The organism is Bradyrhizobium sp. INPA03-11B (genome assembly GCF_040446015.1).
Lineage (GTDB): Bacteria > Pseudomonadota > Alphaproteobacteria > Rhizobiales > Xanthobacteraceae > Bradyrhizobium > Bradyrhizobium macuxiense_A.
In genome coordinates this window covers 60,579-78,189 of sequence record NZ_JASGSR010000024.1, presented here as the reverse complement: position 1 = coordinate 78,189, position 17,611 = coordinate 60,579, and the positions used below count along the sequence as shown (strand labels likewise).

Below are 17,611 nucleotides of genomic sequence, written 5' to 3'. Positions count from 1 at the left end.
AAGGTCTCGACAGGTTTCATCGATGATGAAGCGATTTGGAAGGAATCGCATCATCCCGTCATTTCAGTTGAGCATGACCGTTCGAAAGCCGGTTCGCCTCTTCCGGATCGCGCTCTAGCGCGCGACGTTAAGCGTGTCGTCGCGCCAAGCGCAAGCCGGCGAGCACTGCCGGAATTGCATGCCCTATGGGCGTATTGAAAGGCCCACAGTTCAGGCTAAGGCTAAAGACCTAGGCCGTTGCCGCAATGCCTTCCGAAACCGGGCGGAAGTTGGCGAAGTCCCAGCCGCGTCCGGGCGCCGCATCGAGCAGCGCGCGGGTATAGGCTTGCTGCGGATTGGTCAGCACCTCGGCGGCCGGCCCCTGTTCCACGACCCGTCCACGCTGCATCACAGCGACGTCGTCGCAGATTTGTGCGGCGACGCGCAAATCATGCGTGATGAACAACAGCGCGATGCCGAGCCGGCGCTGGATTTCGTCGAGCAGATCCAGAACCTGCGCCTGCACCGAGACGTCGAGCGCGGATACGGCTTCATCCGCCACGAGCACGTCGGGATCGAGCGCCAGCGCGCGCGCGATCGCGATGCGCTGGCGCTGGCCGCCGGAGAACTGATGCGGATAGCGCGAGATCGCATCGGGCGGCAAATGGACGAGCTCGAGCAGCTCGCGGGCCCGCGCCAGCGCGTCCTTGCGCGGCATGCCGTAATTGATCGGCCCCTCCGCGATGCTCTCGCCGACGGTGACGCGCGGATTGAGCGAGCGGTAGGGGTCCTGGAAAATGATCTGGATCTTCTGGCGATGCGGCTGCAACAGCCGGCGCGACAGGTCGGAGATCTCGCGGCCGGCGAGCCGCACGCCGCCCGAGGTCGGATCGATCAGGCGGACGATGCAGCGCGCGACCGTCGATTTGCCGGAGCCGCTTTCGCCGACGATGCCGAGCGTGCGGCCCTTGCGCAAGGTGAGGGTGACGTTGCTGGCGGCGGCGACCTCGCGCGCTTTGCCGTACAGCGACCGTTCCCGGTAGATCTTGCTGAGCTCGTTGGCTTCCAGCACCACCGGCTCGGTCGTTTCCGGCCGCGGCGCGCGCGGCACCAGGCTCGGCACCGAGGACAAGAGGTTGCGGGTGTATTCCATCTTCGGCGTGCGCAGCACGTCCTGCAGCGGGCCGGCTTCGACCAGCCTTCCGTGCCGCATCACCGCGACGCGGTCGGCGATCTCGGCCACCACGCCCATATCGTGGGTGATGAACAGAACCGCCGTGCCGTGATCGCGTTGCAGGTCGCGGATCAGCGTCAGGATCTGCTTCTGGGTGGTGACGTCCAGCGCCGTGGTCGGCTCGTCCGCGATCAGGAGCTTCGGTTCCAGCACCAGCGCCATCGCGATCATGATGCGCTGGCGCTGTCCGCCGGAGAGGCGGTGAGGGTAGGAGGAGAAGATGCGCTCCACGTCCGGCAGCCGCACATGCTCCATCATCGCCAGGATCTTCTGGCGCCGCGCGCGGGAGTCGAGATCGGTATGGGCGCGCAGCACCTCGTCGATCTGGCGGCCGACCGGCACAACAGGATTGAGCGCGGTCATCGGCTCCTGGAAGATCATCGCCATCCGCGTCGCGCGCAATTGCCGCAGCCGCCGGTCGGTCGCGGTGAGCAGTTCCTCGCCGACCAGCTTGACGCTGCCGCCCGACGGCACCAGCGTGCCCTTCTGCTGCAGGCCCATCACGGTGAGCGAGGTCACCGACTTGCCCGAGCCGCTTTCGCCGACCAGGCACAGCGTCTCGCCTTCGTGCACTTGCAGCGACAGATCGTCGATGATGCGATGCGCGTCCGCCTTGCGGCCGAGGCCGACGACGAGATTGTTGATGTCGAGGACGACGTTGGTCATGTCAGGCTCTCTTGGCGCTGCTGCGGCGCGCGCGGCGACGGAATTTGTCCACTGTCATTCCGGGGCGATGCGAAGCATCGAACCCGGAATCTCGAGATCCCGGGTCTGGTGCTAACGCACCATCCCGGGATGACGGCTTCAATTGCATTGAAGCCGTCACTTGCCCTCACGCTGCTTCATGCGGGGATCGAGCGCGTCGCGCGCGGCGTCGCCGATCAGATTGACGCTGAGAATGGCGATCGAGAGCAGCAGCCCCGGCCAGAAGATCAGCGACGGCTTGACCTGGAAATAGGCGCGGCCCTCGGCCATGATGTTGCCCCAGGTCGGCGTTTCCGGCGAGATGCCGGCGCCGAGGAACGACAGGATCGCCTCGGTCAGGATCGCGGATGCGCAAACGTAAGTGCCTTGCACGATCAGCGGCGCGATCGTGTTCGGCATCAGATGCCGCCACATGATCTTCGGCAGGCTCGAGCCGAGCGAGATCGCGGCCTCGACATAGGGTTCCTCGCGCGCGGTCAGCACCACCGAGCGCACCAGCCGTGCCACGCGCGGGATCTCGGGGATGGTGATCGCGACCATCACGGTCCAGATGCTGGCGCCGGACAGCGACACCACGGCGATCGCGAGCAGGATGGCGGGGATCGCCATCAGGCCATCCATCACGCGCATCATCACCGCATCGACCCAGCGGAAGAAGCCGGCGACGAGGCCGATCAGGAGCCCGACGCCGATCGAGCAGACGGCGGCGCCGAGCCCGATCACCAGCGAGATCCGCGCGCCGTAGATGATGCGCGACAGCAGGTCGCGTCCATAGGCGTCGGTGCCGAGCAAATATTGCGCGCTCGACGGCTTCAGCCGCTGCGCCGGCGTCAGCAAGAGTGGATCATGGGGCGCAAGGAGCGGCGCGAAGATCGCCATCAGGATGATGAGGACGAGGCAGATCGTCGCAACCGCGATGATCGGCGTCGAGGTCAGGAAGCCGAACCTGACGCGGAACGGCCGGGTGACGGGGAGAGAGGATTCAGGGAGGGTTTCGATCGCCATTGCTCAGTACCGGATACGAGGATCGAGCAGGGTGTAGGCAACGTCGATCAGCAGGTTGACTGCGACATAGATGCCCGACGTCAGAAGGATCATCGCCTGGATCACCGGATAGTCGCGCGCCAGCACCGCGTCGACGGTGAGGCGGCCGATGCCGGGCAGGTTGAACACGCTCTCGGTGACGACGACGCCGGAGATCAGCAGCGCGAAGCCGGAGCCGATCACGGTGATGACCGGCACCGCGGCGTTGCGCAGCGCATGGCGCAGCAGCACGCCGGCCTCGCCGATGCCTTTGGCGCGCGCGGTGCGTACGTAATCCTCACCCAGCACATCGAGCATCGAGGCCCGCGTCATGCGCGCAATCAGTGCGACATAGATGAAGGAAAGCGTGCAGGTCGGCAGGATGAGGCGTTCGAAGAACGGACCGAAGCCGGCGGAGATGCTCTTGAAGCCCTGCACCGGCACCCAGCGCAGGTCGATAGCGAACACCTGGATTAGCACATAGCCGATCACGAACACCGGCACCGAGAAGCCGAGCACCGAAAGTCCCATCACGAAGCGGTCGATCCAGGTGCCGTGCTTCCACGCCGCGATCACGCCGAGCGGCACCGCGACCAGGATCGAGAGGATGATGGTGGCGAGCGCGACCGAGATCGACGGCTCGAGGCGCGGGCCGATCATCTCGAGGATCGGCTTGTTCGAGATCAAGGAGACGCCGAGGTCGCCGTGCAGCAGTTTTGCGACCCAGGTGTAGAACTGGATGTAGATCGGCTCGTTGAGACCGAGCGAGGTCCTGATACGATCGAGCTGTTCGGGCGTCGCATTGTCACCGGCGAGAATGGCGGCCGGGTCGCCCGGCGTCAGCCGCAGCAACAGGAACACGAACAGAGCCACCACGCCCATCACGGGAATGGCGGCGAGGATGCGGCGAAGCAGATATCCGAGCAAATTGGATCCGTTGGGTTGTGGTCGATGAAGTCCCCAGCGGGACCGTTGCACACCGGACCGTAGCACAGATGGTTGAGGACACACTGGAGAACTTCAGCAAGTCCCATGCCATCGGTGCTGCGGTTTTTGCGGTGCAGCTAATCAGTCCGAGGGCGTGATCATTCCTCCGATGACGTTCGAAGCAGTCCACCGGAAGGTGGATTGATTCCAGCTTTGCGCGAATGAGCGGATACATCGTCGAGCCCGGCACCAAGCGCCGGCGCCATCGACGGCGTGTCGAGGTCGCGCCAGTCATCGATCGCCCCTGCGACCATCTGCGCCGTCGCGGCCGACAGCGTCCAGCCGAGATGACCATGGCCGGTGTTGTAGAACACGCCCGGAATCCGTCCGGCGCGAACCACCGGCATCATGTTCGGCATCATCGGGCGCAGGCCAGCCCAGGGCAGGACTTTCGAGGTATCGATCCCCGGGAAATGATGCCGCACCCAATCCACCAGCGGCTGGATGCGATCGGCCCTGATATCGCGATTGAAGCCGTTGAACTCGGCGGTGCCGGCGACGCGGAAGCGATCGGCGCCGAGCCGGCTTGTCACGATCTTCGCGGCTTCATCGAGCAGGCTGACGGTCGGCGCGGCGTCCCGGCTTTGCGGCGCATCGAGCTGCACCGTGATCGAATAGCCCTTCACCGGATAGACGTTGACGCGGTCGTTGAGCAGGCCTGCGAAGTGGCGGCTCGCGACGCCGGCGCAGATGACGATGCCGTCGGCCTGCAACTCGTGCCGTGGCGCGACGCCGGCATCATGCGAAGCGACGTCGTTCCAGCCGATGCGGAAACCGTCATCGCCGCGCGCGATCGTGTCGACGTCGGCCTCATGGACGAAAGCTGCGCCGCGACGGATGCAGGCCTCGGCGAGGCCGCGCGTGAATTTGTGGATATCGCCGGTCGCATCCGACGGCGTGAAGAAGCCGCCATAGCAGGCCGTTTGTAGCGCGGGTTCGATGCTGCGGATTTCGTCCGCCGTCACCGGCCGGCGGTCGAGCCCGCCCTGTTGCAGCAGGGTGTTGACGCGCAGGCCGGCCTCGAAGCCGGCCTTGTCGTGATAGACGTGCAGGATGCCGCGGCGCTCGAGATCGAAGGCGATGTTCTCGCGCTGTGCGATCGAGAACAAATGCTTGCGCGCTTCGATTGCGAGTTTTGTGGTCTCGATGGTGTTGGCGCGATAGCGGGTGATGCCGCCGACGAATTCGCCGATCCAGGAATATTTGTGCCAGCTCGGCTTCGGGTTCATCAGAAGCGGCGCGTCGCTTCGGAGCATCCAGCGCAGCCCCTTCAGAATGGTCGCGGCGCTGTTCCACACCTCCGCATTGCTGGCGGAAAGCTGTCCGCCGTTGGCGAACGAGGTTTCCATCGCGGCGTAGCGATGCCTGTCGAGGACAGTCACGCGGTAGCCGCGTTCGAGCAGGGCATAGGCCGTCGTCACGCCGGTGATGCCGGCGCCGATGATTGCAATATGTGGCATGATGGTCTTCAGGCTCCCGTGTTGTTAGAGTCGCCGAACCACCGGTGAAACCGGTCGTTTCGACGCCCCATCTGTCACGGTACCTGAGAGCTTGATCCGCATCGGGCCTGCGCCCGGATACGAACTATCCCCTTCGGTGGACGTCACGGCCCTCGATGAGTGGTCGTGTCCGTCTCTCTCCAGATCGTCCTGACGATACGGTCCTTTTGCCTGAGAGTTTCCGGGGCGGTTGCTCCGTCGGCGCCGAAGCCAACAACACGAATGTTGTCGCTTCGATCTCTCCCGCATCGTCGCGTTGGACGGCCGGACCGTAGGCGAAGCCTCAAAATTGGACAAGGCTAAATTTCGATCCGGCAGTGCCAACGTGTTGTGCAGTGCAATCGACGTCAGTCGAGTGTCGCCAGCAGCGCCGCCATCAGGCGGCCGCGTTCGGCGAGGCTGTCGACTTCAATGTGTTCGTTGAGCGTATGTGCATCCGCGCCGCGAACCCCGAGGCCGTCGAGGGTAGGGATCCCCATCGCGCCGGTGAAGTTGCCGTCCGATCCACCGCCGGCGCTTCCATGCGGCAGATCGAGGCCCATCGCTGCCGCGAGGCCCTTCGCCTTTTCATAGAGGGCCATGGTGCCGGCATCCGGCTCCCATACCGGGCGGGTGACGCCGCGCGTCACCTTGAAGCTGACGTCGTTGGCGGTTCCGGACAGCGCCAGCATGCGCTCGACGCCGCGGTCGAGATCGGCCTGGCGCTTGGCCATGCTGAGCGCTTCGCCGGTGCAGGTCGTCGCGACGCAATTGACCCATTGGCCGCCATGCACGATGCCGACCGAGAAGGTGCAGTCCTCGGTGGTCATGCCGTCGATGGCCATGATCTGCCGGGCCATTTCCCGGATCGCGGAACGGCCGGACGACAGCGTCGCGCCGGCATGGCTCGGCTTGCCGGTTGCTTCCAGGTTGAAGCGCGCGATCGCGTAGCGGCCGGTGACGACGCCGTTGTTCGGCCGCCCGGGCTCCGGCACCAGCACGTATTTGTTGCGTGCGGCTTCCGCCTCGATGATGTCGCGCGTCGACGGCGTGCCGACCTCTTCATCGGGGGTGAACAGCACCGTGATCGGCAGCGGTGTCGTGAAGGAGGCGCGCGCCAGCTGGCGGATCGCCTCGATCGACAGATAATTGCCGCCCTTCATGTCGAAGATGCCGGGCCCGAAGCACTTGTTGCCGTCGCGCCGCCATTGCAGCTTCGCGATGGTGCCGACCGGGTGCACGGTGTCGAGGTGGCCGGCGATCAGGATGCCGGGTTGGCCTTGTTTCGGATGAGGAAAACGGGCGCGGACGCAGCCCGCGAAGCCCTGGCGTCCCGCGATGCGTTCGATCGTCGCACCCATGATCGCCATCTCGCGCGCGGCGAGATCGAGCATGCGCTCGACCGCGCGCGCATCCCAGGTCGGGCTCTCGCATTCCACCCAGCTGCGCAGGCCCTGCAGCATCGCTTCGGAATCAAAGGGGAGATTGGCTGGGTTCATTGTTTTTTCCTCTTGTTGTTCTGACGGCGCCGGCATCGCGCGGCGCTCACGAAAATCTCAGTCGACGATTTTGTAAAGCCAAAATCGCGCGCGCGGCCTCATTCGTTTGTGTACGTCCGATCCCGCCCGAAACCGATTGACGCGCTTTGCGCTTGGTGCAAGTCTCGATTTCACAAGCCATACAGCATGTTAGTTCGCCTAAATAACGAACCGCATGCATAACGAATAAGCCGGCTTTGACCAGTTACACGTCAGGAGAGATTTGCATGTACCCTATCTCGCGTTGGAAGCGCCGCACGCTAGCGGCGGCGTTGTCGGCGATTGCGCTGTCGTTTGCGCCGCAGGAAGTATCGTTTACGCAACCGGCCATGGCCGCGGACAAGACCATCACCGCGGTGATGCATTCGGATCTGCGCGTCATCGATCCGATCCTGACCACCGCCTACATCACGCGAGACCATGGCTACATGGTCTACGACACGCTGGTGGCGACCGATTCCAACTTCAAGATCCAGCCGCAGATGGCGGACTGGAAGGTCTCCGACGACAAGCTCACCTACACGTTCACGCTGCGCGATGGCCTGAAATGGCATGACGGCACGCCGGTGACCGCCGAAGACTGCGTCGCGTCGCTGAAGCGGTGGGCCAAGGTCGACGGCATGGGCCAGAAGCTGATGGACTTCACGGCGAGCCTCGAAGCCACCGATGCGAAGACGATTACGCTGAAGCTGAAGGAGCCCTACGGCCTGGTGCTGGATTCGATCGGCAAGCCGTCGTCGCGCGTCGCCTTCATGATGCCGAAGCGGCTCGCCGAAACGCCGCCGGACAAGCCGATTCCGGAACAGATCGGTTCGGGCCCCTTCAAATTCGTCCAGGCGGAATTCCAGCCGGGCGTGAAGGCGGTCTACGTCAAGAACAAGGACTACGTGCCGCGCAAGGAGCCGGCGAGCTGGACCGCGGGCGGCAAGGTCGTGAAGGTCGACCGCGTCGAGTGGGTCACGATGGCCGACGCGCAGACCGCGATGAACGCGCTGCAGTCCGGCGATATCGATTTCGTGGAGAACCCGTCGTTCGACACGTTGTCGATCCTCGAGGCCGACAAGGACCTGAAGGTCGAGACGCTGAACAAGTTCGGCTTCCAGACGCTGGGCCGCATGAACTTCCTCTATCCGCCCTTCGACAACATCAAGGTTCGCCAGGCGGCGCTGCTGGCGGTCAACCAGAAGCAGGTGCTCGACGCACTGGTCGGTAATCCCAAATATTACAAGACCTGCGTCTCCTTCTTCATCTGCGACACGCCGTTCGCGTCCGAGATCGGCGGTGAGACCTTGGCGAAGGGAGGCGACATGGCGGCGGCCAAGAAGGCGCTCGCCGAGTCGGGTTACGACGGCACGCCGGTCGTCATCATGGCGCCCGGCGACGTCGTTACGCTCAAGGCGCAGCCGGTTGTTGTCGCCCAGCAGCTGCGCGATGCCGGTTTCAAGGTCGACCTGCAGGCGACCGACTGGCAGACCGTGGTGACCCGCCGCGCCAGCCAGAAGGCGCCGAAGGACGGCGGCTGGAACATGTTCTTCACCAACTGGGTCAGCGCCGACGTCTCCAACCCGATCGCCAACCTCTCGATTGGCGGCCAGGGCAAGAACGGCGGATGGTTCGGCTGGGCCGACGATCCGAAGATCGAACAGCTGAAGGACGCCTTCGTCCGCGCGCCGTCGCTCGACGAGCAGAAGAAGATCGCTGCCGATGTCCAGAAGGAAGCCTACAACCAGGTCATCTACATCCCGCTCGGCCAGTATCAGGCACCGAGCGCATGGCGTAAGTCGCTGACCGGTGTGCTGGATGGTCCGGCGACCCCGATCTTCTGGAATATCGACAAGTCCGAGTAAGCTTGCGGCTTGCGCAGAGCGGAATGGCCGGGGCTGGTCCCCGGCCATTTTCGTTTTTGCCGCTGCGCGTCAGGTGTGGCTGTCGCGGCGGGGCATGCGCCGCTTGGGGCATGGCGACCTGGAGCGCTGATCGGACCGAACCGGCGGCCGCTAAGGCGTGTGGCCTGTCTTCGCGCTGCTCGCGTTCGACAGGCTCGTGAGCTGCGTCTGTCCGGCGCTGCCGCCGTTCATCCAGACCGCCGCGCCGGCGGCAAGTGCCAGCACGACGCACGACACGATCGCGCCGCGGATCCACCGCTGGTAGATCGCGCGCTCGTCGGGCGGGGCGTCGCGGAATCTCTGCGCATTGAGCCCGTTGCTGCAATGGGCAGCGTCGTCGCCGTGCTCGAGGATGGACGCGCCAGGATCGGGCGCAGTGTTGCCAACAATCTGATTGCGACCGGCAATCCGATTGCGATCCGCAATCGTCATCGCCTAGCTCCAAAGAAATTTGATCTCGAAATGCGAGCGCCGCGAAATGCGCGGCCGGAATTTTCCAACGCCTCGGCAATAGCACAGTCGGCGATCGCGGCGTGTGAACCTCGCCACAGCCGGAGGACACGATGAGGTGATGCGAGCAGGCCGTGAGCGCGCGCTGGCATGCCAATGGGCGGTCGCATAAGGGCTTGATGCCGGTCGCCGCGCTGCGCCGATTTGCGCGGCAAGTTGTCGTCTATTTCACAATCTACCTTGGGTTACAGAGGTATTGTCCTGCGGGCCGGATCGGCGCCGTCCGAAGACGCACGCTCCAGCCGTGCGCGGACGGCGTGCATTGTTTGCACCTGTGGATTCACCGAGCCTCGGGGAGATTATCATGACCATCAATGTCAAGGCCTATGCCAATGCCGATGATGTCCTGATCGCCTGGCAGCCCGACACCTGGCCGAACGACTGGGTCGGGTTCCAGCTCGAGCGGCGCAACAACATCACGCAGCAGACCACCGTGCTGTCCAACCGCATCCCGCCGAAGCCCGGCGAGAAGCCGGTGGCGGACGCTGGCATCTCTTCGACCCAATCGCCGTTCCGGCGCTGCATCTGGACCGATCACAGCGTCGTCGACACCGACAACGTCTCGTACCGCGTCACCGCGATGAAGAACGGCGCGAACGAGACCTTCGCGCCCGATCCCGCCTCGGTGTCGGCCTGGACGGCGCCGGTGGTCGCTTCGGGCGATGCGGGCGGCGGCCTGTCGGCCTATTTCAACCGGGGCACCCTGATGTCCCAGATCGTCAGCCGCTTCGTGCATGGCGATACGTCCGACAACGCGTTGCGCAATTTCGTCAAGGGCCTTTCCGATCCGGCCAACCAGGCGCGGCGCTATCTTTCCGGCGACGCCCTGCACGAGATCCTGGCCTTTCTGCACGATGCCGACCTGCGCGGCAGCCAGGTGCATGCCGCCATCTACGAGATGAACGACGAGGAACTGGTCGGCGCGCTGAAGCCGTTCGGCAGCCGCGGCAACGTTCTGCTCGGCAACGGCAGCGCGACCAAACCGAACATCGCGGGCGAACTCAGTAGCGCCGGCTTGACGGTCAAGCATCGCGATCTGTCGAATGCGGGCAGGTCGTCGCCCAGCGTCCACAACAAGTTCGTGGTCGAGAGCGACGCGCATGGCAACGCCATCCGCGTGCTGACCGGCAGCACGAACTGGACCACCACCGGGCTGTGCACGCAGCTCAACAATGTGCTGATCATCGAGAATGCGGCGATCGCCAAGCGCTTCCTCGACCAGTGGGGCAAGCTGGTCGCCGCCGGCAACGCCATGCCGCCGGCCCTGAAGGCGTCGAATTCCATTCCGACCAGCGACAGCGACATCTCGGTCTATTTCGCCGCGAGCAACGGCGAGGCGGAGTTCACGCCGGTGCTGGACCTGATCAAGAACGCCAAGGACGGCGCGCTCTTCCTGATGTTCATGCCGGGTCAATCGCCGCTGCTGAGTGCGCTGCTCGACCGCGCACAGCAGAACGACGTGTACGTCCGCGGCGTGGTGTCGACGATGATGGCCAGCAAGAACGGCAACATCGTCTCGGTCGGCGGCCAGGTCGTGAAATCGGGCGCACCGGCGCAATCCTTCCATGACGACGTCCAGTTGCCGCATAACGTCAACGCCACGAACGAACCGTCATGGGCCGATGTCGAGTTCAGCGTCTCGCAGATCCGCAACGCCGGGATGATCGCGATCGTGCACTCCAAGACCATCGTGATCGATCCATTCTCGGACAACTGCGCCGTCATCACCGGATCGCACAATTTCTCCGTCGCCGCCTCGGAGAAAAATGACGAAAATCTCGTGATCATTCGCGGCAACAAGAAGCTCGCGCAGGCCTATGCGCTGCACATCAACGGCGTCTACGACCACTATTCCTGGCGCGGCTATCTCGGCAGCGGCGGCAATGCGGATCAGATCTATTCGCTCGACGGCTGGAAGCCCGGCGGCGGCAAGGAGCAGGAGCTGGACTTCTGGATGGAGGAGCCGGTGCCGCCGCGTCCGACACGCGCAGGCAGCGGTGGCAGTGCCAGCGGCGGCACAGCGCAACCGGCCAACACGGCCGGCGGGGCTGCGAAGAAGGTCGTCAAGAAGGCTCCCAAGAAGGCGGCCAAGAAAGTCGCCGCCGCCAAGCGAACTGCCAAGGCGTCAGTCAAGAAGTCGGCCAAGAAATCGGTGAAGAAATCGGCCAAGAAATCGGCGAAGAAGGCCAAGGCCAAGAAGCCGGCAAGGGCAAAAGCCAGGAAGACAAAGAAGGCCAAGGCCAAAAAGGCGAAGGCCAAGAAATAGAGGCGGTCACGCAGAACACGACGCGCGGCGCATGCTCGCAACGATCATCGGCCTGCCGGCGCGCTGCGGGTCAGGTAGTTGGTGCGGGCGGTGGGACTCGAACCCACATGACGTTGCCGTCGAGGGATTTTAAGTCCCTTGCGTCTACCAGTTCCGCCACGTCCGCATTGCCAGATCGTGATGCGTTTCCACGGAAACGCATCACGATCTCATCTCTTTGTTTGAGCATGATCTTTTCGGAAAACCGGTTTCCACTTTTCCGGATCATGCTCCAGGGCGCGCCGATTTCTAGCGCGTTTGGTCGCGGAGTGGAATTGTCATTATCCGCTGCTAACAGGTGCGCTTTCAAAGGCTTAACGTGTGGCCTGCAATTCCATTTGCCTCAGCGGCCGCGCATTGGGATAAGCAGCGCGCCGCCGCGATTGAGCCTCAATCCGGACACCGGCGGCTGCTTTAGGCAATCTCAACACTGTCCGATTAAGAAAGCCGAATGTCTGCTCGTCTCCCACGCCGCCCGAATCTGTTGCGCGCGGCAGTTCTCGTTGCGCTGCTCGCCTCGGCCGCCAGCGTTTCCGGCTGCGCACAGATCGGCGACAGCGTGCCGTCGGCATTCGCCGATCCCGCCAAATACGACCTGTATGATTGCAAGCAGCTCGAGACCGAGCGCAAGGGCCTCGCGTCCCGCGCGACGGAACAGGAAAGGCTGATGGCCAAGGCGGAAACCGGCGTCGGCGGTACCGTGGTCTCCGAGATGGTGTATCGCAACGAATTGATCTCGATCCACTCCCAGCAGCGCCTGGCGGATCAGGCGTGGCGCGCCAACAAGTGCCACGAGAGCCCGCCGGACAGCCCCGCTGCAGCCGCACCCGCGGCGCCCACGCCGGCCGCGAACGGGCCGCGCGCCCCGCGCGGCCTCGTTCACTAAGTCAACGTTTCCAGAAGAACCGGTTGCTGTATAGGCGCGCTCGGCTCAGGCGCGCCAGTCGTAGATCCAGTCCTGCCGCGCCAGCATGCGCTCTGGACCGATGGCGCGGATCGCGAGATCGCGCGCGATCGCCAATGGTCCACGCAGATGATAGATGCGGCCCTGCTGCCGCGCCATGCGCTGCACCTTCAGCACGCGCCCGCGCCGCATCCGTGCGTAGCGCTTCAATGCGACCGGAATGCCTGCGGTGTTTTCGCCGGTGCAGTCGGCCAAGGCCTTGGCGAGCACGGCCGCATCCTCGATCGCCATGCCGGCGCCTTGTGCGGCAAACGGCAACATCGCGTGCGCGGCGTCGCCGATCAGTGCGACGGCGCCTTCGCTCCAGCGGCCGATATCGGGCAGGGTGAACAGTGCCCATTTGCGCCAGCCGTCGACCGCGCCGATCAGCATCCGCGCCGTGGCGGGCCAGCGCGCGGTGGCGAACGCGCCCTTGATCTCGTTGCTGTCGCCGGGCGCGCTCCAGCCCGGCCGATTCCAGGTGCCCGACACGATCGCGACCACGTTGATCTGGCGTCCGGCCGAGATCGGGTAGGCCACAAGATGGGCGTCCGGTCCCATCCAGAGTTGCACGCGCGGCGCGGTGTATTCACGCGGCAGGGCGGTTGCGTCCAGCGTGCCGCGCCAGGCGATCAGGCCGGAGAATTGCGGCTGCACATCCGGAAACAAATGTCCGCGGACCGACGACCAGATGCCGTCGGCGCCGACCAGCGCAACGGCCAATTCCTCCTGCCGTGAATTGCCGCGGCGCTGCACCACCGTCAGGCCCTTGGCGTGCTTGGTCACGTCCTCGAACTGGCAGCCGAGCCGCAGATCGATATCGGGATGGTCGTTGACCGCGGCCTGCAATGCGGCCTGCAGATCGGCGCGGTGGATCACCCAGTAGGGAGCACCGGCGCGGAACTCGGCCGCCCGGCCGAGCGGCATCCGTGCGATCTCGCCGCCGGCCCGCGCGCTCAGGATGTTGACGGATTCAGGCGTGACCGCGCGCCGCGCCAGCGGCTCCTTGAGCCCGAGCTCGACCAGGATACGGCTGGCATTGGGGGAAAGCTGGATGCCGGCGCCGGCTTCCTCGAGCCGCTCGGCCTTTTCCAGCACCACGACGCGAAAGCCCTGTGCCGCCAGGGTCAGCGACGCCGTCAGTCCTCCGATTCCGGCGCCAGCTACGATGACGGTTCGCGTCAGCGCCACGGAGCGGTCAGGCGACCTTGTCTTTCAGCACGCATTCCGGCGGCCGCGCTTCGCCGGCAGCAAGGTCGGGCGCAAAGCGATAGAGCGTCGAGCAGTACGGGCAGATGATCTCGTTGTCGTTGCCGAGGTCGAGGAACACGTGCGGATGATCGAACGGCGGGTTGGCGCCCACGCACATGAACTCCTGCGATCCGATCTCGATCACCGAGACTCCGGCATCGTTATGGAAGTGCGGGATGACGTGGTCGGACATATTCTCACCTTGGTGGCAACGATGGGCAGACGCAATCAACAGCATGCGGCATCGCGAAATGCCGCGCACCATACTGGCGGGAACAGTTGATTCCTAGAGCCCCGATGGCTCATTTGCTCATGCAAATTCGACACAATCTTGTCGTCCCAGAGAAGCCCTTCTTTGGTCGGAGCCGTTGTGTCGCAAAAACGGCACACTATGTCCAAGGCGAACTAAAAAAGGCGAATTAAACTTGAGGTTTCAAGCGGAATGAACGGGGTGCGCCTCAGCGTTGCGGTGGCTGGCCTGGCAGCAAGTGCTGCCATGGGCGTGGCTATTTGGCCGCATGCCCGTGACGCCGGCACAGTGCTGTCAGCACGGGACGATCCCGCTGATCTCGCCGACCTCAGGGTCAATTCCGTGCTGCGCAACAACCCGGCGTTGATCGAGGACAATATCGAGGCGGCACTCGCCTCCGGGGACGCCGATCTTGCGACCAGCTTTGTCGCGCTCGCCGGCGAGAAGAACATCGCGCTCAATGCGGAACTCACAAAGCGCGTCGACGATGCGCGCGCCGAGCAGTCGTCCACCACGCATTTCGCCAAAGGGTTCGCCACCGGCCTCGTGACCGGCAACGCCGACGATGTCGCGAGCCTGTCCGGCACGGTCGCGGGCGACCTGTTCGTGTTCGGTGACATCAGGGATGTCGTGCGCGAGGGCAAGCATCTCGTGATGGGCGAGGACACCGACCAACTGGTGCTTGGCCTTGCGGCCGCCGGGCTCGCCGTGACGGCGGCGACCTATGTGTCGGTCGGCGGCGCCGGGCCGCTGCGCGCCGGGCTGACGCTGGTCAAGGACACGCGCAAGGCGGGACGCCTGAGCGAGGGCATGATCGAATGGGCCGGACGCTCGACCCGCGAGATGGTCGATCAGCCGGCGCTGCGTGAGGCGGTCGCGTCCGGCTCGGTGCTTCGGCCGGCGGAAACCGCAACCGCCATTCGCGCGGCGTTCCGCGCCGAGAAGGCCGGCGCGCTGGTGCGTGTCGCCAAGGACGTCGGGCGCATCGGCGAGGCGGCCGGCGTTCGCGCCGCGCGGGACACGCTGAAGGTCGCGGAGAACCCGAAGGAGATCGCGCGCGCGGCCCGCATCGCCGATGTGAAGGGCGGCCAGACCCGCGCGATCATCAAGCTGCTCGGCCGCGGCGCGCTGCTGCTCGTGGCCGGCACGTTCAATCTCACCATGTGGCTGTTCGGCGCGCTGCTCGCGCTGTTCGGCTTCCTGTCGTCGATCAAGGCTACTACCGAACGGGCCACCGCCTGGTGGCTCAGGCGCAGCAAGGCGCTCCGCCTGAAGCGGCAGATGGCCGCCACGGCTACTCTGGCGAGTATGCCCGTCCAGGGCTAAACTTGCGGTCGCCGGTCGATCGCAAATCCCCAATCCTGATCTCAAGAAAAAACGGAATCGATGATGCCGAGTTTCCATCACGGCGATGTTGAAATTGCCTATATCGACGAAGGCGCGGGCGAACCGATCGTGCTGGTGCACGGCTTTGCCTCGAGCAAGAACGTCAACTGGATCTATCCGACCTGGGTGTCGGAGCTCGTCAAGGCCGGCCGTCGCGTCATCGCGCTCGACAATCGCGGCCACGGCGAATCCGCCAAGCTCTACGATGCCGTGCAGTACGAGATCGCGGTCATGGCAAGCGACGTGATCGCGCTGATGGATCATCTCGGTATCGCGCGCGCCGACATCATGGGCTATTCGCTCGGTTCGCGGATGACCGCGATCCTGGCGCGCGAAAATTCCGATCGGGTGCGTTCGGCGATCCTCGGCGGCATCGGCATCGGGCTGATCGAGGGTGGCGGACCCGGCGAGGCGGTCGCGCTGGCGCTGGAAGCGCCGTCGCTCGACGATGTCACCGATCCGGTCGGCCGCACCTTCCGCGCCTTCGCCGATCAGACCCGCTCCGATCGCCGCGCGCTCGCCGCCTGCCTGCGCGGCTCGCGCCGTCTGATGACGCGCGAGGAGGCCGCCGGCATCCGCGTGCCGGTTCTGATCGCGGTCGGCAGCAAGGACGAGATCGCGGGCTCGGCGTCAGCGCTCGGCCGGGTCATTCCGGGTTCGCAGGTGCTCGACATTCCGAACCGCGACCACATGCGGGCGGTCGGGGACAAGGTCTACAAGACCGGCGTCATCGACTTCCTGTCGCAGCGCAAATAGCTCGTCGACGTCGTTCTCGGCATCGTCTCTGGCGAAGGCGCGCGCGGCCGCGATCAGCACCACGAAGGTTGCGACCCACACCATGCGCGCGCCGTAGCGGTCGTGCGGACCCGAGATCACACCGCAGATGGCGGCATTGCCGAGTAGTGCGAGCGTGACCGTGCCGGCCAGCAGCGTCAGATCGTCGAGCCGGCGCTGCCACAGCCCGCGGCCGAACAGCAGCACGACCAGCAGCATCGAGCCCAGCGCGACCGGCACGTGGATGCGGTTGATCGCGGTGAAGTCGAGATGCCACTTCTGTTGCCGCGCCGCGCGCATCGGCGCGACCTGCGCGGGAATGTAGCGTTCGATGATGCCGTAGGTGTGCGGGATCCAGCCGCTGGTGCCTTCGCCGGTCGCGACACGCATGAGCTGGTCGACGGTTGCGGTCAGCGCGGCCTCGGCCTGCCATGTCGGATATTCGGCCAGCGAACGCTTCACGATGGTGCCCATCTCATCGTTCAGTCCCTGGAAGCGGCCGAGCGTGTTGAACATGCTGTGGCCCCACAGGAAGTCGTCGGCGGTCGGCGGCAACTCGTTGCGATAGGGGCAGAGCTTCAGGTTCTCCTTCGCGCAGTTGTCGCGCAGATATTGCGCGACGATGCCATCCTGCAGCATCCGCCCGAACGCGACGCCGATGCCGCCGGGTGTCCAGGCCAGCTGTCCGGACAGCGCGAAATTCGCCGCCAGCAGCATCGCCGCGCCCGCGACGATGGTCAGGCTGCCCTGCGCGAGGCTTGCGAAGGGGATGCGGCGACCGAGCCACGGACGCAGCATCCAGCCGACCAAGCACAGGCCAAACAGCACCCCGAGCGTCGCGCTGTGCGTTGCCGCCGAAAACGCGACGAAGCCGAACAGCACCGCCTTCTCCAGCGTCGAGATCCTGTCACCGTGCAGGACGAGGATGAAGAGCGCGAGCACCGAAAGGCCGGCGAAGATGTCGGTCAGCAGCATGCTGGCGAGCCAGGGCAGCGCGGTGGTTGCGATCAGCGCGAGACTGATCGCGATCAGCCGGACCGGCCGGGCGAGGCCGAACACGCGTAGCGTCAGCTGCAGGATCCATAGCGTCGCCAGGGTCTGGATGCCGAGGTTGAGCCAGAAGCCCGACGTCTCGCCGGCATGGAGGTAGATGCCGAACACCGTGGACCGGCTCGGCACCAGATAGCCCTCATACCAGCGCGCCAGATAGCCGCCGGTATCCCATTGGAGCAGCGGATAGCCGTTCCAGAAGGCAGGGGCGAGCAGGAGGAGGGGGATGGCAATGGTGGCGATCCAGACCGACCGTGCGTCGGTCAGGCGGGCGCCCAAACTCCGGGTATTGATGATGTTTCCCCCTTTTTA

13 protein-coding genes, 1 tRNA gene, 1 pseudogene and 2 riboswitches are annotated in these 17,611 nt (G+C 64.9%); of the genes and pseudogenes, 5 read left to right on the top strand and 10 right to left on the bottom strand.

Annotated elements, in window-relative coordinates; genetic code table 11:
- Positions 1 to 229 precede the first annotated feature (229 nt).
- The 5 genes from QMZ05_RS12970 to QMZ05_RS12950 all read right to left on the bottom strand — a co-directional run bounded on the left by QMZ05_RS12970 (position 230) and on the right by QMZ05_RS12950 (position 6,905).
- The gene (locus QMZ05_RS12970; protein WP_353701101.1) at positions 230 to 1,879 is read right to left on the bottom strand and encodes an ABC transporter ATP-binding protein; all 1,650 of its coding nucleotides are present in this window, start codon (positions 1,877 to 1,879) and stop codon (positions 230 to 232) included.
- Positions 1,880 to 2,035: 156 nt separating this feature from the next.
- Positions 2,036 to 2,923 carry an ABC transporter permease gene (locus QMZ05_RS12965; protein WP_353701100.1) on the bottom strand — a complete coding sequence of 296 codons (888 nt, stop codon included), beginning with the start codon at positions 2,921 to 2,923 and terminating at the stop codon, positions 2,036 to 2,038.
- Between the two features lie 3 nt (positions 2,924 to 2,926).
- Positions 2,927 to 3,868, bottom strand: a complete 942-nt coding sequence (locus QMZ05_RS12960; protein ID WP_353701099.1) for an ABC transporter permease — start codon at positions 3,866 to 3,868, stop codon at positions 2,927 to 2,929.
- 158 nt (positions 3,869 to 4,026) lie between these two features.
- Positions 4,027 to 5,388, bottom strand: a complete 1,362-nt coding sequence (locus QMZ05_RS12955; protein ID WP_353701098.1) for a D-amino acid dehydrogenase — start codon at positions 5,386 to 5,388, stop codon at positions 4,027 to 4,029.
- 69 nt (positions 5,389 to 5,457) lie between these two features.
- Positions 5,458 to 5,573: riboswitch (glycine riboswitch) on the bottom strand.
- Between the two features lie 3 nt (positions 5,574 to 5,576).
- A riboswitch (glycine riboswitch) is annotated at positions 5,577 to 5,683 on the bottom strand.
- 91 nt (positions 5,684 to 5,774) lie between these two features.
- On the bottom strand, positions 5,775 to 6,905 hold the full coding sequence (locus tag QMZ05_RS12950; protein WP_353701097.1) for a M20/M25/M40 family metallo-hydrolase: 1,131 nt from the start codon (positions 6,903 to 6,905) through the stop codon (positions 5,775 to 5,777).
- A 266-nt stretch (positions 6,906 to 7,171) separates the two neighbouring features.
- Between QMZ05_RS12950 and QMZ05_RS12945 the strand changes: the two genes are divergently transcribed.
- Positions 7,172 to 8,791, top strand: a complete 1,620-nt coding sequence (locus QMZ05_RS12945) for an ABC transporter substrate-binding protein (protein WP_353701096.1) — start codon at positions 7,172 to 7,174, stop codon at positions 8,789 to 8,791.
- A 150-nt stretch (positions 8,792 to 8,941) separates the two neighbouring features.
- Here QMZ05_RS12945 and QMZ05_RS12940 read toward each other — a convergent pair whose 3' ends face one another.
- Positions 8,942 to 9,262 carry a hypothetical protein gene (locus tag QMZ05_RS12940; protein ID WP_353701095.1) on the bottom strand — a complete coding sequence of 107 codons (321 nt, stop codon included), beginning with the start codon at positions 9,260 to 9,262 and terminating at the stop codon, positions 8,942 to 8,944.
- A 382-nt stretch (positions 9,263 to 9,644) separates the two neighbouring features.
- On the opposite strand from QMZ05_RS12940, the gene QMZ05_RS12935 reads away from it, so the two are divergent.
- The gene (locus tag QMZ05_RS12935) at positions 9,645 to 11,606 is read left to right on the top strand and encodes a phospholipase D-like domain-containing protein (RefSeq protein WP_353701094.1); all 1,962 of its coding nucleotides are present in this window, start codon (positions 9,645 to 9,647) and stop codon (positions 11,604 to 11,606) included.
- A gap of 79 nt (positions 11,607 to 11,685) precedes the next feature.
- Here the strand turns inward: QMZ05_RS12935 and QMZ05_RS12930 are convergent.
- Positions 11,686 to 11,772 (bottom strand) — tRNA-Leu (locus tag QMZ05_RS12930).
- 324 nt (positions 11,773 to 12,096) lie between these two features.
- Between QMZ05_RS12930 and QMZ05_RS12925 the strand changes: the two genes are divergently transcribed.
- The gene (locus QMZ05_RS12925) at positions 12,097 to 12,531 is read left to right on the top strand and encodes a twin-arginine translocation pathway signal (protein WP_353701093.1); all 435 of its coding nucleotides are present in this window, start codon (positions 12,097 to 12,099) and stop codon (positions 12,529 to 12,531) included.
- A 45-nt stretch (positions 12,532 to 12,576) separates the two neighbouring features.
- Here QMZ05_RS12925 and QMZ05_RS12920 read toward each other — a convergent pair whose 3' ends face one another.
- Both QMZ05_RS12920 and QMZ05_RS12915 read right to left on the bottom strand, forming a co-directional pair.
- Positions 12,577 to 13,779, bottom strand: a complete 1,203-nt coding sequence (locus tag QMZ05_RS12920; protein WP_353701092.1) for an FAD-dependent monooxygenase — start codon at positions 13,777 to 13,779, stop codon at positions 12,577 to 12,579.
- 7 nt (positions 13,780 to 13,786) lie between these two features.
- On the bottom strand, positions 13,787 to 14,032 hold the full coding sequence (locus QMZ05_RS12915; protein ID WP_353701091.1) for a zinc-finger domain-containing protein: 246 nt from the start codon (positions 14,030 to 14,032) through the stop codon (positions 13,787 to 13,789).
- A gap of 249 nt (positions 14,033 to 14,281) precedes the next feature.
- Between QMZ05_RS12915 and QMZ05_RS12910 the strand changes: the two genes are divergently transcribed.
- Together QMZ05_RS12910 and QMZ05_RS12905 are read left to right on the top strand one after the other, a co-directional pair.
- Positions 14,282 to 15,415, top strand: coding sequence for a hypothetical protein (locus QMZ05_RS12910; RefSeq protein ID WP_353701090.1), 1,134 nt, complete (start codon positions 14,282 to 14,284; stop codon positions 15,413 to 15,415).
- A 63-nt stretch (positions 15,416 to 15,478) separates the two neighbouring features.
- Positions 15,479 to 16,231, top strand: a complete 753-nt coding sequence (locus tag QMZ05_RS12905) for an alpha/beta fold hydrolase (protein WP_353701089.1) — start codon at positions 15,479 to 15,481, stop codon at positions 16,229 to 16,231.
- A 39-nt stretch (positions 16,232 to 16,270) separates the two neighbouring features.
- On the opposite strand, the pseudogene QMZ05_RS12900 reads toward QMZ05_RS12905, so the two are convergent.
- A pseudogene (locus tag QMZ05_RS12900) lies at positions 16,271 to 17,578 on the bottom strand (hypothetical protein); the annotation flags it as partial.
- Between the last annotated feature and the right edge of the window lie 33 nt (positions 17,579 to 17,611).

Bases quoted from the DNA above. Each gene is read 5' to 3' on its own strand.
- QMZ05_RS12970 (WP_353701101.1), bottom strand. From the start codon at position 1,879: ATGACCAACGTCGTCCTCGACATCAACAATCTCGTCGTCGGCCTCGGC.
- QMZ05_RS12965 (WP_353701100.1), bottom strand. From the start codon at position 2,923: ATGGCGATCGAAACCCTCCCTGAATCCTCTCTCCCCGTCACCCGGCCG.
- QMZ05_RS12955 (WP_353701098.1), bottom strand. From the start codon at position 5,388: ATGCCACATATTGCAATCATCGGCGCCGGCATCACCGGCGTGACGACG.
- QMZ05_RS12950 (WP_353701097.1), bottom strand. From the start codon at position 6,905: ATGAACCCAGCCAATCTCCCCTTTGATTCCGAAGCGATGCTGCAGGGC.
- QMZ05_RS12945 (WP_353701096.1), top strand. From the start codon at position 7,172: ATGTACCCTATCTCGCGTTGGAAGCGCCGCACGCTAGCGGCGGCGTTG.
- QMZ05_RS12940 (WP_353701095.1), bottom strand. From the start codon at position 9,262: ATGACGATTGCGGATCGCAATCGGATTGCCGGTCGCAATCAGATTGTT.
- QMZ05_RS12935 (WP_353701094.1), top strand. From the start codon at position 9,645: ATGACCATCAATGTCAAGGCCTATGCCAATGCCGATGATGTCCTGATC.
- QMZ05_RS12925 (WP_353701093.1), top strand. From the start codon at position 12,097: ATGTCTGCTCGTCTCCCACGCCGCCCGAATCTGTTGCGCGCGGCAGTT.
- QMZ05_RS12915 (WP_353701091.1), bottom strand. From the start codon at position 14,032: ATGTCCGACCACGTCATCCCGCACTTCCATAACGATGCCGGAGTCTCG.
- QMZ05_RS12910 (WP_353701090.1), top strand. From the start codon at position 14,282: ATGAACGGGGTGCGCCTCAGCGTTGCGGTGGCTGGCCTGGCAGCAAGT.
- QMZ05_RS12905 (WP_353701089.1), top strand. From the start codon at position 15,479: ATGCCGAGTTTCCATCACGGCGATGTTGAAATTGCCTATATCGACGAA.